This is a genomic window from Pseudomonas sp. B21-028 (genome assembly GCF_024749045.1).
In the GTDB taxonomy this organism is placed as follows: Bacteria; Pseudomonadota; Gammaproteobacteria; order Pseudomonadales; family Pseudomonadaceae; genus Aquipseudomonas.
Map to the genome: position 1 here is coordinate 3,991,625 of NZ_CP087184.1, position 15,126 is coordinate 4,006,750.

Sequence of the window (15,126 nt, forward strand, 5' to 3'; positions counted from 1 at the left end):
CTGGATCGGATACCAGACTTGATACGTCCCCTCCTCCTGTTCCTGATCAGCCTGGCCCTGAGCTTCCCCGCCAGCGCAACCATCAGCGAAAGCCATGGCTACGCACAATTCGGCACGCTCAAGTACCCGGCCAGATTTACCCACTTCGACTGGGTCAACCCGCAAGCGCCCAAGGGCGGTACCTTGCGGGTCATGGCATTCGGCACCTTCGATACGCTCAACCCCTACACCTTCAAGGGCAGCAGCCCGGTCTCCACGGCGAACTTCCTGCAATACGGCATCAACGAGCTGAACGAACCGCTGATGGTCGGCACGGGCCAGTACGCGCCTTCCGGCGACGAGCCCACATCGAGCTATGGCCTGATCGCCCAGAGCGTGGAATACAGCGAAAACCGCAGCTGGGTGGTCTTCAACCTGCGACCCGAGGCGCGATTTCACGATGGCGTGCCGATCACCGCCTATGATGTGGCGTTCTCCTACCGGACGCTGCTCAAGGAGGGCCACCCGCAATACCGCACCAGCCTTCAGGAAGTGCTGCGGGTCGACATCCTCAATCCGCGGAAAATCCGTTTCGTCTTCAAGCGCGCAGGCAATCCGTTGTTGATCCTGCGCCTGGGCGAGCTGCCGGTGCTGCCCCAGCACTACTGGGAAAACCGTGATTTCAAGGCCACCACGTTCGAGCCGCCCCTGGGCAGCGGTCCTTACCGCATCACCAAGGTGCAGCCTGGCCGCCAACTGGTGTTCGAGCGGGTCAAGGATTACTGGGGCAAGGACCTGCCGGTCAATCGCGGCAAGTACAACTTCGACCGGATGGAGGTGGAGTTCTATCGCGACAGCGACGTGGCCTTCGAAGCCTTCAAGGCGGGCGAGTTCGACATCTACATCGAGCACCAGGCCAAGAACTGGGCCAACGGCTACGATTTTCCGGCGGTCAACCGCGGCGATGTGATCAAGGCACAGATTCCCCACCAGATCCCGACCCAGACCCAGGGTCTGTTCATGAACACCCGGCGCAGCACGTTTGCCGAGGTCAAGGTGCGAGAGGCCCTGGGGTTGATGTTCGACTTCGAATGGACCAACCGCACGCTGTTCAGCAGCGCCTATAAACGCACCCTCAGTTACTACCCCAACAGCGAATTCTCCGCCAGCGGCCTGCCGGTGGGGCACGAATGGCTGTTGCTCAAGCCATACCGTGAACAACTGCCGCCCCGGCTGTTCACCGAACCCTTCAGCCTGCCCCATACCGACGGTCGCGGCATTCCCCGGGAAACCCTGCGCAAGGCCCTCGAGTTGCTGAAAGAGGCCGGATGGACCCTCAACGGCCAGCGTCTGATGAACGCCGACAGCAAACCCCTGAGTTTCGAGATTCTGTTGGTGAACCCGAACCTGGAGCGCATCCTCCAGCCCTACGTCGAGAACCTCACCAACATCGGCATCCAGGCCCGCCTGCGCACGGTGGATCGCGCCCAGTACAAACAACGCCTGGACCAGTTCGACTTCGACATAGTCCTGCTGACTCTGAACCAGACACTCAGCCCGGGTCTCGAGCAGTGGCAGTACTTCCACTCCAGCCAGGTCGGGGTCAAGGGCAGCAAGAACTACGCCGGCATCGCAAATCCGGTGGTCGACCACCTGCTGGAAAAACTGCTCGCCGCCCAGACCCGCGACGAACAGGTCGCCGCCGGCAAAGCCCTGGACCGTGTACTGTTGTGGCAGCACTACTGCATTCCCAACTGGTATCTGAATTATCATCGCCTGGCCTACCGTAACCGGTTCGCCTTTGTCACCACGCCGCCCTACACCCTGGGCCTGAGCGCGTGGTGGCTGAAATCTTCGGAGAAAGATCAATGAAGCCTTTACGCGCCCTGCTCCTGCAGGCTGGCGGCCTGCTTTTCGCCGGGCTGGCCTGTGCCGCGCCGCAGCACGCCCTGACCTTGTACAACGAGCCGCCGAAGTACCCGGCCGATTTCAAGCACTTTGACTATGTGAACCCCGACGCACCCAAGGGCGGGATATTCCGCCAGGGTGGCTTTGGCGGTTTCGACAGCCTCAACCCATTCATCAGCAAAGGCGTGCCGGCCGATGACATCGGCCTGATCTACGACACCCTGGCCAAACAAGGCCTCGACGAACCCTTCACTGAATACGGCCTGATCGCCGAAAAAATCGAGAAAGCCCCGGACAATGCCTGGGTGCGCTTCTACCTGCGCCCCGAAGCCCGGTTCAACGATGGCCATCCGGTACGCGCCGAGGACGTGGTCTTCAGCTTCCAGACCCTGACCAAGGACGGCGCACCGATGTTCCGCGGCTATTACAACGACGTCGCCGAAGTCATCGCCGAAGACCCGCTCAGGGTGCTGTTCAAGTTCAAGCACACGAACAACCGTGAACTGCCGCTGATCCTCGGCCAACTGCCGGTATTGCCCAAGCATTGGTGGGCGGATCGCGATTTCAACAAGGGCAACCTGGAGATCCCCCTGGGCAGCGGCCCCTACCGGGTCGCCGAAGTAGAAGCCGGACGCTCGGTCCGCTATGAGCGGGTCAAGGACTATTGGGGCAAGGACCTGCCAGTCAATCGCGGCTTCTACAATTTCGATGTCCTGACCACCGACTACTACCGCGACAACACCGTCGCGGTCCAGGCCCTGAAAGCCGGGCAGTTCGATTTCTGGCTGGAAATGACCGCCAAGAACTGGGCCAACGCCTACAACATCCCGGCCGTGACCGAAGGCCGGCTGATCAAGGAGCAGATTCCCAACGGCAACCCCACCGGCATGCAGGGCTTCGTCTACAACCTCCGTCGCCCGGTGTTCCAGGACGTGCGGGTGCGCAAGGCCCTGAGCCTGCTGCTGGACTTCGAATGGACCAACAAGCAACTGTTCAACAGCGCCTATGCCCGCACTCGCAGTTATTTCGAGAACTCGGAAATGGCCGCCACCGGCCTGCCCGGCGAGGACGAATTGAAGATCCTCGAGCCCCTGCGCGGCAAGATTCCCGAGCAGGTCTTCACCGAAGCGTTTCAGCCTTCGATATCCGATGGCAGCGGCATGATCCGCGACCAGCAGCGCAAGGCCTATCAATTGCTGCAGGAAGCCGGCTGGCGCATCGTCGACGACAAGATGGTCGATGCCCAGGGCAAGCCGGTGGTGCTGGAATTCCTGCTGGCCCAGACCGAGTTCGAGCGGATACTGCTGCCATTCAAGCGCAACCTGAGCGACCTGGGCATCGAGCTGGTGATCCGTCGGGTCGACGTGTCCCAGTACATCAACCGCGTGCGCTCCCGGGATTTCGACCTGATAGTGGGCAGCTTCCCGCAGTCCAGCTCGCCGGGTAACGAACAGCGTGAGTTCTGGATGTCGGCCGCCGCCGACAAGCCCGGCAGCCGCAACACCATGGGCTTGAAGGATCCGGCCGTCGACCAGTTGGTGGAACAACTGATCAACGCCGATTCGCGCAAAAGCCTGGTCGCCCACGCCCGTGCCCTGGATCGCGTGCTGCAATGGGGCTACTACGTGATCCCCAACTGGCACATCAAGACCTGGCGCGTGGCCTACTGGAACCATATCGGCCACCCGAAAGTCACGCCGACCTATGACATCGGCACGACCACCTGGTGGGTCAAGCCGGACACCAAGCCTGCCGATGAAGTAAAGCAAGTAATCGAACAACAGAACAACGCTGCCCCGGCGAGCGTGGAGTAACCCGATGCTGGCTTATATTTTCCGGCGGCTGCTGCTGATTATCCCGACCCTGTTCGGCATCCTGCTGATCAACTTCATCATCATCCAGGCCGCGCCCGGCGGGCCGGTGGAGCAGATGATCGCCAAGCTCGAAGGCTTCGAAGGCGCCACCAGCCGCATTGCCGGCGGCGGCGCGGAGGTGTCGGTGGCCGGCTCCTCCTATCGCGGCGCCCAGGGCCTGGACCCGGCGCTGGTCAAGGAAATCGAGCGCATGTACGGCTTCGACAAGTCGGCGCCCGAACGCCTGTGGATCATGATCAAGAACTATGCCCACCTGGATTTGGGCGACAGTTTTTTCCGCGACGCCAAGGTCATCGACCTGATCAAGGAAAAGATGCCGGTGTCCATCTCCCTCGGGCTGTGGAGCACGCTGATCATGTACCTGGTGTCGATCCCGCTGGGGATCGCCAAGGCCACGCGGCATGGCAGCCATTTTGACATGTGGACCAGTTCGGCGATCATCATCGGCTATGCGATTCCGTCATTCCTGTTTGCCATCCTGCTGATCGTGGTGTTCGCCGGTGGCAGCTATTTCGACTGGTTCCCGTTACGCGGGCTGACCTCGAACAATTTCGACCAATTGAGCTGGGGCGGCAAGATCCTCGATTATTTCTGGCACCTGGCCCTGCCGGTGACCGCCCTGGTAATCGGTAACTTTGCCACCATGACCCTGCTGACCAAGAACAGCTTCCTCGATGAGATCAACAAGCAATACGTGGTCACCGCCAAGGCCAAGGGCCTGACCCGCAACCGGGTGCTCTACGGCCATGTGTTCCGCAACGCCATGCTGCTGGTGATCGCCGGTTTCCCTTCGGCGTTCATCGGCATCTTCTTCACCGGCTCCTTGCTGGTGGAGGTGATCTTCTCCCTCGACGGCCTCGGGCTGATGAGTTTCGAAGCGGCCATCAACCGCGATTACCCGGTGGTCTTCGGCACCCTGTTCATCTTCACCCTGCTGGGGCTGGTGGTGAAACTGATCGGTGACCTGACCTACACCTTCGTCGATCCACGCATCGACTTCGAAAGCCGGGAGCATTGAGATGAACCTGTCCCCCCTCAATCGCCGCCGGTTCGAACTGTTCAAGGCGAACAAGCGTGGCTGGTGGTCGCTGTGGCTGTTCATGATTCTGTTCGTCCTCAGCCTGGGCGCCGAACTGATCGCCAACGACAAGCCCCTGGTGGTGCATTACGACGGCGGCTGGTACTTCCCGGCCCTCAAGCGCTACCCGGAAACCACCTTCGGCGGCGAATTTCCGCTGGAAGCCAACTACAAAAGCCCGTACATCCGCGAATTGCTGGCGGCCAAGGATGCCTGGGTGTTGTGGGCACCGATTCCGTTCAGCTACCAGAGCATCAACTACGACCTGAAGGTCCCCGCCCCCGCGCCACCCTCCGTGGTGAACTGGCTGGGCACCGACGACCAGGGCCGCGATGTACTGGCCCGGGTCATCTACGGCTTCCGTATTTCGGTGCTGTTCGCCCTGACCCTGACACTGCTCAGCTCGATCGTTGGCGTCATCGCCGGGGCCTTGCAGGGTTTCTATGGCGGTTGGGTCGACCTGGCCGGCCAGCGGTTCCTGGAGATCTGGTCCGGCCTGCCGGTGCTGTACCTGCTGATCATCCTGGCCAGCTTCGTCCAGCCCAATTTCTGGTGGCTGCTGGGGATCATGTTGCTGTTCTCCTGGATGAGCCTGGTGGACGTGGTGCGCGCCGAGTTCCTGCGCGGGCGCAACCTCGAATACGTGCGCGCCGCCCGGGCCCTGGGCATGCAGAACGGTGCGATCATGTTCCGGCATATCCTGCCCAATGCCATGGTCTCGACCATGACCTTCATGCCGTTCATCCTCACCGGCGCCATCGGCACCCTCACCGCCCTCGACTTCCTTGGTTTCGGCCTGCCGGCCGGCGCACCGTCCCTGGGCGAGCTGGTGGCCCAGGGCAAATCCAACCTCCAGGCGCCCTGGCTGGGCATGAGCGCATTCGCGGTACTCGCGATCATGCTGAGCCTGCTGGTGTTCATCGGCGAGTCCGCTCGCGATGCCTTCGATCCGAGGAAGTGACATGAACCAGGACAATCTGATCGAAGTACGCGACCTGGCAGTGGAATTCGTTGTCGGGCAACACCGCCAGAGGGTGGTCGAGGGCGTCAGTTTCGACATCAAGCGTGGCGAAACCCTGGCCCTGGTAGGGGAAAGCGGCTCGGGCAAATCGGTGACCGCCCACTCGATCCTGCGGTTGCTGCCCTACCCGCTGGCCCACCACCCCACCGGCGCCATCCAGTACGCCGGGCAGAACATACTGGGGTTGAAGGAAAAAACCATTCGTCATATCCGCGGCAACCGGATTGCGATGATCTTCCAGGAGCCGATGACATCCCTCAATCCGCTGCACTCCATCGGCAAGCAGATCAATGAAGTACTCGGTATCCACAAGGGCCTGACCGGCAAGGTCGCGACCCGGCGGACCGTTGAGTTGCTGGAGCTGGTGGGCATCCCCGAGCCGCACAAGCGCCTCAAGGCCCTGCCCCACGAACTGTCCGGCGGCCAGCGCCAGCGGGTCATGATCGCCATGGCCCTGGCCAACGAACCAGAACTGCTGATCGCCGACGAACCGACCACCGCCCTGGACGTCACCGTCCAGCTGAAAATCCTCGATCTGCTCAAGGATCTGCAGGCACGATTGGGCATGTCGCTGCTGCTGATCAGCCACGATTTGAATCTGGTCAGAAGAATTGCGCACCGCGTATGTGTCATGCAGCGCGGTTGCATCGTCGAACAGGCATCGTGCGCAGAGTTGTTCCGCGCCCCGCAGCATCCGTACACTCGGGAACTGCTGGCCGCCGAGCCCAGCGGCAACCCGGCAAGCAACGTGGTCGGCCCGCCGCTGTTGCAGGTCGAGGACCTGAAAGTCTGGTTCCCGATCAAGAAAGGCCTGTTCAAGCGCACGGTGGATTACATCAAGGCCGTGGACGGCATTCGCTTCAGCCTGCCCCAGGGCCAGACCCTGGGCATCGTCGGCGAAAGCGGCTCCGGCAAGTCCACCCTGGGGCTGGCGATCCTGAGATTGATCGGCAGCCAGGGCGGGATCCGCTTCGAAGGCAAGCAGCTGGACAGCCTGACGCAGCAGCAGGTGCGACCGCTGCGCCGGGAGATGCAAGTGGTGTTTCAGGACCCGTTTGGTAGCCTGAGCCCGCGGATGAGTGTGGGCCAGATCGTCGGTGAAGGCCTGCGGATCCACAAGATCGGCACCGAAGCCGAACAGGAACAAGCGATAATCGCGGCATTGAAGGAGGTAGGCCTGGACCCGGACACCCGGAACCGCTACCCCCATGAATTTTCCGGTGGGCAACGGCAGCGTATCGCCATTGCCCGGGCCCTGGTGCTCAAGCCGGCGTTGATTCTGCTGGATGAACCGACGTCGGCCCTGGACCGTACCGTGCAACGCCAGGTGGTGGAACTGTTGCGGTCGCTGCAAACCAAGTACAACCTGACGTACCTGTTTATCAGCCATGACCTGGCTGTCGTCAAAGCGCTGAGCCACCAATTGATGGTGGTCAAGCATGGCCAAGTGGTCGAACAAGGTGATGCCCGCAGCATATTCGCCGCGCCGCAACACCCCTATACACAGCAGTTGCTGGAGGCCGCCTTCCTGGCCCCAACAACTGCCGAATAACCTGAAAGAGGAGCAACACATGGGTTTTCTCGCCGGTAAGCGCGTACTGATCGTCGGTGTCGCCAGCAAGCTGTCCATCGCATCCGGCATCGCCGCCGCCATGCATCGCGAGGGCGCTGAACTTGCCTTCACTTATCAGAACGACAAACTCAAGGGTCGTGTCGAAGAGTTCGCACAAGGCTGGGGTTCGAGCCCTGAGCTGTGCTTCCCGTGCGACGTGGCCAGCGATGAAGAAATCGCCAAGGTCTTCGAAGAACTGAGCAAGAAGTGGGACGGCCTGGACTGCATCGTGCACTCCGTGGGCTTCGCCCCGGGCGACCAGCTGGACGGCGACTTCACCGAAGCCACCACCCGTGAAGGCTTCCGCATCGCCCACGACATCAGCGCCTACAGCTTCGTGGCCCTGGCCAAGGCCGGTCGCGAAATGATGAAGGGCCGCAACGGCAGCCTGCTGACCCTGTCGTACCTGGGTGCCGAGCGCACCATGCCGAACTACAACGTCATGGGCATGGCCAAGGCTTCCCTGGAAGCCGGCGTACGCTACCTGGCCGGCTCCCTGGGCCCGGACGGCACCCGCGTCAACTGCGTCTCGGCAGGTCCGATCCGCACCCTCGCCGCTTCCGGCATCAAGAACTTCCGCAAGATGCTGGCCGCCAACGAAGCGCAAACGCCGCTGCGTCGCAATGTCACCATCGAAGAAGTCGGCAACGCCGGCGCCTTCCTGTGCTCCGACCTGGCGTCGGGCATCAGCGGTGAAATCATGTACGTGGACGGCGGCTTCAACACCACCGCCATGGGCAACATCGAAGAGTAATCTTCACCCGGCATGAAAAACGCCGCTCGCCCTGAAAAGGACGAGCGGCGTTTTTCATTCCCGGTTCCGCAGCTACCCCATTCCCCCTCGTAGGAACAAGCCTGCTCGCGATGGCAATCCGTCAGTCGTATCCATAGTGGCTGAACCACCGCTATCGCGAGCAGGCTCGCTCCCACAGGGGGATTGGCAGTGGGCAGAGATTTTTCGGCCAACCCGAACCTGTGTGGGAGCGAGCCTGCTCGCGATGGCAATCCGTCAGTTGCATCCATAGTGGCTGAACCACCGCTATCGCGAGCAAGCCCGCTCCCACAGGGTTTCAACGAGTCGGGCGACTCATGGGGGCATTTGCCGGCGAGGGCCTATACACTGCGCACAGGTTCAATAAAAGGTGCCGACCGATGAAGCTCATCTCCCAGGGTTCCGCCCCTCGTTTCTGGCGCGATTCAGCCTTGCCCTTCATCGAAGCCCGGGCCATCGCGGATGGGCGCAAGGTTTGTTACTCACGGCATTCCCACGACCATTTCTCCATCGGGGCTATCACCGCCGGATGCAGCACCTACGTGCATGGGCAGTCGAACTTCAAGATCGAGAGCGGCACCGTGGTGCTGATGAACCCTGGGGACGTCCACGCCTGCAATCCGATTGACGACCAGCCATGGTCATACGTGATGCTCTACGTCGACACCTCGTGGCTGAGGGACCTGCAACGGCGGATCGGCTTTGACGAACAGCTGGATTTCCAAGGCTTTGCCACCACCCACAGCCGCGATGCCGAGCTGTTTGCCGCACTGCAAGGGTTGTACGGGCAATTGGTGGACGAACGGCTCACCCCTTCGTATAAACAGGCCGCCGCCGAGGCGTTCTTTACCGATCTGCAGCAGCGTCTCAACCCGGCGGGGCGTCCGGACCGGGGCAGCCATCCAGGGTTGATGCGGGCGGCGCAGTTTATCCATGACCATTGCACCGAAGCCTTGAAGCTCGAAGACATCTGCGCCGCCGCGCAACTGTCGCCGTCGTACCTGAGCCGCGCCTTCAAGCGCCACTACGGGATGACACCCCACGCCTTCCTGGTCAATCGCCGGATCCAGTTCGCCCGCCGGCAATTGCGCGAAGGCAAGCTGATCGCCGACGTCGCGCTGGACAGCGGATTTGCCGATCAGGCGCATTTCCAGCGCGCCTTCAAGCAGCACCTGGCGGCGACGCCAGGGCAATATCGAGGCTGACACGAGGCCATCGGGTGATCCCCTGTGGCGAGGGGATTTATCCCCGCTGGGGTGCGAAGCAGCCCCTCTAAAACGTTCAATTAAGCGTACCTGACTCACCGCGTTGCAGTTTGCAGGGGCTGCTGCGCACCCCAGCGGGGATAAATCCCCTCGCCACAAAAAGCTTGCAAGTCAAAACACCCGTGACACCTCAAGGCAACAACAAATACACCGCACTGCCCACCAGCAACCCCGCCATCGTCCGATTGAACCAGCGCATGGTCGCCGGATTGCCCAGCCAACTGCGCAGGAAACTGCCGGCATACGCCCAGCACCCCACCGAGACGTAGCAGATCACCAGGTAGACAGCTGCAAATTGCCAGACCAGCCTCGCCTCGCCATCGGCCACGAAAGCCCCCATTCCCGCGACACAGGCTAACCAGGCCTTGGGGTTGAGCCATTGCATCAGTGCTCCGTGGAACATCGAGGGCGCACGCCCTTCGTCCGCACTTCCCAGGTGTCCATTATCCCGGGCCAGTTTCCAGGCCATGAACAACAGGAACGCCACGCCGCCCAATTGCACCACTCGCGTAAGGCTGGGCCAGCGCTGTAGCACTTCATGCAGCCCCAGCCCCATCAACACCAGCAGCAGGACAAAGCCCAGGGTTGCACCGGCCACATGACGCAACGTCGCACGAAAGCCGTACCGGGCCCCGGAGCTGAGGGCGACGATATTGACCGGGCCCGGCGTGATGGAGGCAACAAGCGCAAACGCCGCCATGGAGAAAAACAGAGTCATCGCATACCTTCTTCATGTTGGTGAGATGCGCACACAGTAAATCTGCGCAAGCCGCAGGTATTGAACAAAACTGCCCCATCGCAACCACGCGATATCGCGGTGATTTTTTACGCAAAATTTATGCAATATCCGGCCTGCGGAGCCGATACTGTGCGGCTATCTCAATCAGGCGTGCCCTATGTCCTTTGCGGTATTGCGATTCATTGGCTTCATCCTCGGTATTTTCCTGATCACGCTGGCCGCGAGCATGGTGATTCCGCTCGTCACGCTGATGATTTATGGACGAAACGATGACCTCTCGGCATTTTTATGGTCGAGCCTGATCACCTTCACCTGTGGCATCGTACTGGTCGCTCGCGGACGACCCGCGCACACGCAGATGCGCCCTCGGGACATGTACCTGTTGACGACCGCCAGTTGGGTCGTCGTCTGCGGGTTCTGCGCGCTACCACTGGTGTTCATCCAGCACATCAGCTACACCGACGCCTTTTTCGAGACGATGTCAGGCATCACCACCACCGGCTCGACCGTCCTGACCGGACTGGACAGCGCATCCCCCGGCCTGTTGATCTGGCGCTCGATGTTGCACTGGCTTGGCGGGATCGGCTTTATCGGCATGGCGGTGGCGGTCCTGCCGCTGCTGCGGGTCGGCGGCATGCGACTGTTCCAGACCGAGTCGTCGGACTGGTCGGAAAAAGTCACTCCGCGCTCCCATGTCGCGGCGAACTACATTCTGTGGATCTATATAGGATTGACCGCTCTGGCGGCCCTCGCCTTGTGGCTGGCAGGCATGACGCCCTTCGAAGCGATCAATCATGGGATGTCCCTGATCTCCACGGGCGGCTTTTCCACGTCGGACGCCTCCCTGGGGCACTGGCCTCAACCGGCCATCCATTGGGTATCGGTCGTGGTCATGATGGCCGGTTCGCTGCCATTTACCTTGTATGTAGCCACCTTGCGCGGCAACCGGCGAGCCTTGCTCAAGGACCAGCAAGTCAGAGGCTTTGTCGGCTTTCTGGTCGTCACCTGGCTTGTGGTAGGCACATGGCTGAGCCTGAACAGTGACTACACATGGTGGGACGCTGTCCGTATCGTGGCCGTCAACGTGACCTCCGTGGTCACCACCACGGGCGTTGCGCTGGGTGACTACACCCTTTGGGGCAGTTTTGCCTTGTTGTTGTTCTTCTACCTGACGTTCGTCGGCGGCTGTTCCGGATCCACCGCCGGCGGCCTGAAGATCTTTCGCTTTCAGGTGGCCCGAGCCTTGCTGATGGGCAGTTTGAAACAACTGATCCATCCCCGGGCAGTGATCCAGAAAAAATACAACAACCACCCCATCGATGAAGAAATCGCCCGCTCGCTGCTGACGTTTTCATTTTTCTTCGCCATCACCATCGGCGCTATCGCCCTGGGGCTGGCACTGATCGGGCTGGACTGGACAACCGCCTTGACCGGCGCGGCCACCGCCGTGTGCAACGTGGGGCCGGGGTTGGGCCCGATCATCGGGCCGGCGGGCAACTTCTCGACATTGCCGGACGCCGCAAAATGGCTGTTGACCGTTGGCATGTTGCTGGGTCGCCTGGAGATCCTGACCGTCCTGGTATTGTTCACGCCCGTGTTCTGGAAGTACTGAACCCCTCGGTTCTTGCAAAGTACGAGGCACAAAAAAAATGCCGCGACACCTCGATAGAGGCGTCGCGGCTTTTTTATCGGACGATCAGCGGTCGTTCTTGATCGAAGAGCTGGTCGCCTTGGTCAGTCCCTTGGTGTTGTGGGTACCGGGCGTGGCATCGGAGATAGCCGAAGCCTTGGTCAAGCCCCGGGTGTCGCGGTCGTTGGCAATGCTCGAGGTGACCGAGGCATGGCTCGCACGGTCAGTGCGAGTGGTCCCGGTGTGCTTGCCGCTTACGCCATGATCGCGGGTGCGCGTGGCAGTGCCGATGTGGTCGCTGCTCAGGCCTTTGCCATGACCGCTGGAATCGCTGGATTTGCCGCTGCCCTTGCCGCCGCCATTACCACCGCCGCTGCCGCCTCCGTTGCCACCGCCATGACCGCCACCATTTCCACCCCCGGCAGCGTAGCTCGCGCCAATGGGCGACAGATCCGCCGGCAGCAAGGCAGAGGCCCCGAGCATCAGGGTGCAGACTGCGGCGGCAATCAATGACTTCTTATGTTTGGACATGTTGTCTCCGAAAGACAAAATCAACGGTTGAACCCTTGAGACTCAAAGGTTCAGTTTTTGTTCGCGGTTCTCCAACCAACGAGAAAAAATTCACTGTCGATTTTTCGGTGGAGCTGGACCGGAGGCGGTTCTATGCTCAGCCCCATGAACAGACAAGACTCGCTGCTCCCACCCCACGCCGAGATGGTCCGCGCCATGCTCGAACGAGACACCGCCTACGAGGGGGTGTTCTTCACCGCGGTCAAGACCACCGGCATTTTCTGTCGCCCTGCCTGCACGGCGCGCAAACCCAAACCGGAGAACGTCGAGTTCTTCGCCCACGCCGACGAAGCCATGTCGGCCGGCTACCGCGCCTGCCTGCGCTGCAAGCCCCTGGACGCGGCCGCCATCGCACCGGACTGGATCCAGGCGCTGCTCAAGGCCGTGGACGCCGATCCCGATCTGCGCTGGACGGACGCTCTGCTGCTGGAACAAGGCATCGAACCCTTGAAACTGCGGCGCTGGTTCAAGCAGCATTTCGGCATGACCTTTCACGCCTACCTGCGCACCCGGCGGCTGGGCATTGCCCTGGGTGGCATCAAGGAGGGCAACTCCATCGATAACGCGGCGTTCGATTCGGGTTACGAATCCCTGAGCGGCTTTCGTGATGCGTTCGTGAAGTCTTTCCACATCACGCCCGGCCGCGCAGCCCACAGTGAACCCCTGCTGTTCACGCGCCTGACCACGCCATTGGGGCCGATGCTGGCCATGGCCGAACGACGCGGGCTGGTGCTGCTGGAGTTTCTCGACCGTCCGGCCCTGACCCGGGAAATCGAGGAACTGCAACAGCGCTACGGCTACACCGTCGCGCCGGGGCACAACGCGCACTTGCAGCAGATCGAAACCGAATTGACGGATTATTTCGCCGGCAATCTCACGGCGTTCAACGTCCCGTTGCACATGCCTGGCAGTGCCTTCGCCGTCCGGGTCTGGGCCGAACTGCAAAAGATCCCTTATGGCGAGACTCGCAGCTACGGCGCCATCGCCGCCGTACTCGGCAGCCCTGGCGCCAGCCGCGCCGTGGGGCTGGCCAATGGGCAGAATCGCCTGGCCATCGTTGTACCGTGCCATCGGGTGATCGGTGCGGACGGCTCCCTGACCGGCTATGGTGGCGGGCAACCGCGCAAGGCCTTCTTGCTGCGACTGGAAAAGGCCGCCGTGCAGGTTTCCCTGCCCCTGGCGTTCTGATCAGCCCGAGGACACAGACCCGATGCCCGTGCCGTACCACGATGCCAGCGTCTTTCTTGCCAATCTCGATGAAGATTGGCGACACCATGTCGAAACGACCGGCCCCTGCCTGCTGCAACCCAAGCCGGCCCGCGATCCCTACGAAGTCCTGGTGCGGGCCATTGCCTACCAGCAACTGCACGCCAAGGCCGGCGATGCGATCTTCGGTCGACTGCTGGCGTTGTTCCCGACGCAGCCGTTCCCCAGGCCTGAGCAGATTCTGGCGACCGACTTCGAGAAGTTGCGGGGTTGCGGATTCTCCGCCAGCAAGATCGCGACCATCCAGGGCATCGCCCAAGCGGCTCTGGGTGGCGTAGTACCGGACTATCCGACCGCGTTGGCCATGGACGACGAAGCCTTGATCGAGCGCCTGGTCACCCTGCGCGGCGTCGGTCGCTGGACCGTGGAGATGTTGCTGATCTACAGCCTGGAGCGACCGGATATCCTGCCGGTGGACGACTTCGGTGTGCGCGAAGGCTATCGGCGCCTGAAGGGCCTCGAACGACAACCCGGTCGCAAGCAGATGATCGACATCGGCCTGGCCTGGAGTCCCTATCGGACGGTGGCGGCGTGGTACCTGTGGCGGGTGCCGGTGCCTGGCCGCGGGACCGCGTGATCGTTCTTCGCGAGCAAGCCCGCTCCCACAGTGGCCTGCGTACACCAATCAAAATGTGGGAGCGTTCTTCGCGAGCAGGCTCGCTCCCACAGTGGCCTGCGTACACCAATCAAAATGTGGGAGCGTTCTTCGCGAGCAAGCCCGCTCCCACAGTGACCTGCGTACACCGATCAAAATGTGGGAGCGTTCATCGCGAGCAGGCTCGCTCCCACAGTGGCCTGCGTACACCGATCAAAATGTGGGAGCGGGCTTGCTCGCGAAGGCGTCGGACCAGTCACCCTGAACACCAACCGTCTACGCTGTCCTGGGTCATTTCATCTCCATCGGAGGTTCCCATGCAGCTCGAAGGTTCCTGCCATTGCGGCGAGGTGTCATTCAGCCTGACCTGTGCCCACCCCTACCCTTATCAACGCTGCTACTGCTCGATCTGTCGCAAGACCCAGGGCGGCGGCGGCTTCGCGATCAACCTGGGCGGCGATGCCCGCAGCCTCAAGGTGCGCGGTCGCCGGCACATCTCGATCTACCATGCGCGGCTCAAGAACGAAGGCGATAAACGCGCCCACCGCAGCAGTGCCGAACGGCATTTCTGCTCCCTTTGCGGCTCGGGTTTGTGGCTGTTCAGCCCCGAATGGCCGGAGCTGATTCACCCTTTCGCCTCGGCCATCGACACGCCGCTGCCGGTTCCGCCGGAACACACCCACCTGATGCTCGGCTCCAAGGCACCCTGGGTGGAAGTCGAAGCACATCCGGACGACCAGCGGTTCGAGGTTTATCCCGAGGAGTCCATTGCCCAGTGGCATGAGCGCCTGGGGTTAACGGCTTAACGCCCCCATCG

General features: G+C 61.7%; 13 protein-coding genes. 11 read left to right on the forward strand and 2 right to left on the reverse strand.

Annotation, left to right across the window (positions count from 1 at the left end; genetic code table 11):
• Positions 1-18: 18 nt before the first annotated feature.
• From LOY35_RS16770 to LOY35_RS16800, 7 genes are all read left to right on the forward strand, one after another.
• Positions 19-1,851 carry an extracellular solute-binding protein gene (locus tag LOY35_RS16770; protein ID WP_258624946.1) on the forward strand — a complete coding sequence of 611 codons (1,833 nt, stop codon included), beginning with the start codon at positions 19-21 and terminating at the stop codon, positions 1,849-1,851.
• On the forward strand, positions 1,848-3,701 hold the full coding sequence (locus tag LOY35_RS16775) for an extracellular solute-binding protein (RefSeq protein ID WP_258624947.1): 1,854 nt from the start codon (positions 1,848-1,850) through the stop codon (positions 3,699-3,701). The genes LOY35_RS16770 and LOY35_RS16775 overlap by 4 nt, the downstream gene beginning before the upstream one ends.
• Before the next feature lie 4 nt (positions 3,702-3,705).
• Positions 3,706-4,779, forward strand: coding sequence for a microcin C ABC transporter permease YejB (locus LOY35_RS16780; RefSeq protein ID WP_258624948.1), 1,074 nt, complete (start codon positions 3,706-3,708; stop codon positions 4,777-4,779).
• A 1-nt stretch (position 4,780) separates the two neighbouring features.
• Positions 4,781-5,800, forward strand: a complete 1,020-nt coding sequence (locus tag LOY35_RS16785) for an ABC transporter permease (protein WP_258624949.1) — start codon at positions 4,781-4,783, stop codon at positions 5,798-5,800.
• Between the two features lies 1 nt (position 5,801).
• Positions 5,802-7,412 carry an ABC transporter ATP-binding protein gene (locus LOY35_RS16790; protein ID WP_258624950.1) on the forward strand — a complete coding sequence of 537 codons (1,611 nt, stop codon included), beginning with the start codon at positions 5,802-5,804 and terminating at the stop codon, positions 7,410-7,412.
• A gap of 19 nt (positions 7,413-7,431) precedes the next feature.
• Positions 7,432-8,226, forward strand: coding sequence for an enoyl-ACP reductase FabI (fabI, locus tag LOY35_RS16795; protein WP_003202751.1), 795 nt, complete (start codon positions 7,432-7,434; stop codon positions 8,224-8,226).
• 398 nt (positions 8,227-8,624) lie between these two features.
• Entirely contained in the window at positions 8,625-9,449 is an 825-nt protein-coding gene (locus LOY35_RS16800; RefSeq protein WP_258624951.1) for an AraC family transcriptional regulator, read from the forward strand.
• Positions 9,450-9,639: 190 nt separating this feature from the next.
• Here LOY35_RS16800 and LOY35_RS16805 read toward each other — a convergent pair whose 3' ends face one another.
• Positions 9,640-10,227 (reverse strand): LysE family translocator, encoded by a 588-nt coding sequence (locus LOY35_RS16805; protein ID WP_258624952.1) that lies wholly within the window; start codon positions 10,225-10,227, stop codon positions 9,640-9,642.
• A 178-nt stretch (positions 10,228-10,405) separates the two neighbouring features.
• On the opposite strand from LOY35_RS16805, the gene LOY35_RS16810 reads away from it, so the two are divergent.
• On the forward strand, positions 10,406-11,860 hold the full coding sequence (locus LOY35_RS16810; protein WP_258624953.1) for a TrkH family potassium uptake protein: 1,455 nt from the start codon (positions 10,406-10,408) through the stop codon (positions 11,858-11,860).
• Positions 11,861-11,944: 84 nt separating this feature from the next.
• Here the strand turns inward: LOY35_RS16810 and LOY35_RS16815 are convergent, their stop codons facing one another.
• Positions 11,945-12,409 (reverse strand): hypothetical protein, encoded by a 465-nt coding sequence (locus tag LOY35_RS16815; RefSeq protein WP_258624954.1) that lies wholly within the window; start codon positions 12,407-12,409, stop codon positions 11,945-11,947.
• A gap of 144 nt (positions 12,410-12,553) precedes the next feature.
• Between LOY35_RS16815 and LOY35_RS16820 the strand changes: the two genes are divergently transcribed.
• The 3 genes from LOY35_RS16820 to LOY35_RS16830 all read left to right on the forward strand — a co-directional run bounded on the left by LOY35_RS16820 (position 12,554) and on the right by LOY35_RS16830 (position 15,115).
• On the forward strand, positions 12,554-13,636 hold the full coding sequence (locus LOY35_RS16820; protein ID WP_258624957.1) for a bifunctional transcriptional activator/DNA repair enzyme AdaA: 1,083 nt from the start codon (positions 12,554-12,556) through the stop codon (positions 13,634-13,636).
• Positions 13,637-13,658: 22 nt separating this feature from the next.
• Positions 13,659-14,291 carry a DNA-3-methyladenine glycosylase gene (locus LOY35_RS16825; protein ID WP_258624959.1) on the forward strand — a complete coding sequence of 211 codons (633 nt, stop codon included), beginning with the start codon at positions 13,659-13,661 and terminating at the stop codon, positions 14,289-14,291.
• A 335-nt stretch (positions 14,292-14,626) separates the two neighbouring features.
• Complete coding sequence (locus LOY35_RS16830; protein ID WP_258624961.1) at positions 14,627-15,115, forward strand: GFA family protein; 489 nt, start codon at positions 14,627-14,629, stop codon at positions 15,113-15,115.
• The last annotated feature ends 11 nt before the right edge of the window (positions 15,116-15,126 follow it).

What these genes read in the sequence shown, in the direction of transcription:
- LOY35_RS16775 (WP_258624947.1), top strand. Translation starts at nt 1,848, where the DNA reads ATGAAGCCTTTACGCGCCCTGCTCCTGCAGGCTGGCGGCCTGCTTTTC.
- LOY35_RS16780 (WP_258624948.1), top strand. Translation starts at nt 3,706, where the DNA reads ATGCTGGCTTATATTTTCCGGCGGCTGCTGCTGATTATCCCGACCCTG.
- LOY35_RS16785 (WP_258624949.1), top strand. Translation starts at nt 4,781, where the DNA reads ATGAACCTGTCCCCCCTCAATCGCCGCCGGTTCGAACTGTTCAAGGCG.
- LOY35_RS16790 (WP_258624950.1), top strand. Translation starts at nt 5,802, where the DNA reads ATGAACCAGGACAATCTGATCGAAGTACGCGACCTGGCAGTGGAATTC.
- fabI (WP_003202751.1), top strand. Translation starts at nt 7,432, where the DNA reads ATGGGTTTTCTCGCCGGTAAGCGCGTACTGATCGTCGGTGTCGCCAGC.
- LOY35_RS16800 (WP_258624951.1), top strand. Translation starts at nt 8,625, where the DNA reads ATGAAGCTCATCTCCCAGGGTTCCGCCCCTCGTTTCTGGCGCGATTCA.
- LOY35_RS16805 (WP_258624952.1), bottom strand. Translation starts at nt 10,227, where the DNA reads ATGACTCTGTTTTTCTCCATGGCGGCGTTTGCGCTTGTTGCCTCCATC.
- LOY35_RS16810 (WP_258624953.1), top strand. Translation starts at nt 10,406, where the DNA reads ATGTCCTTTGCGGTATTGCGATTCATTGGCTTCATCCTCGGTATTTTC.
- LOY35_RS16815 (WP_258624954.1), bottom strand. Translation starts at nt 12,409, where the DNA reads ATGTCCAAACATAAGAAGTCATTGATTGCCGCCGCAGTCTGCACCCTG.
- LOY35_RS16820 (WP_258624957.1), top strand. Translation starts at nt 12,554, where the DNA reads ATGAACAGACAAGACTCGCTGCTCCCACCCCACGCCGAGATGGTCCGC.
- LOY35_RS16825 (WP_258624959.1), top strand. Translation starts at nt 13,659, where the DNA reads ATGCCCGTGCCGTACCACGATGCCAGCGTCTTTCTTGCCAATCTCGAT.
- LOY35_RS16830 (WP_258624961.1), top strand. Translation starts at nt 14,627, where the DNA reads ATGCAGCTCGAAGGTTCCTGCCATTGCGGCGAGGTGTCATTCAGCCTG.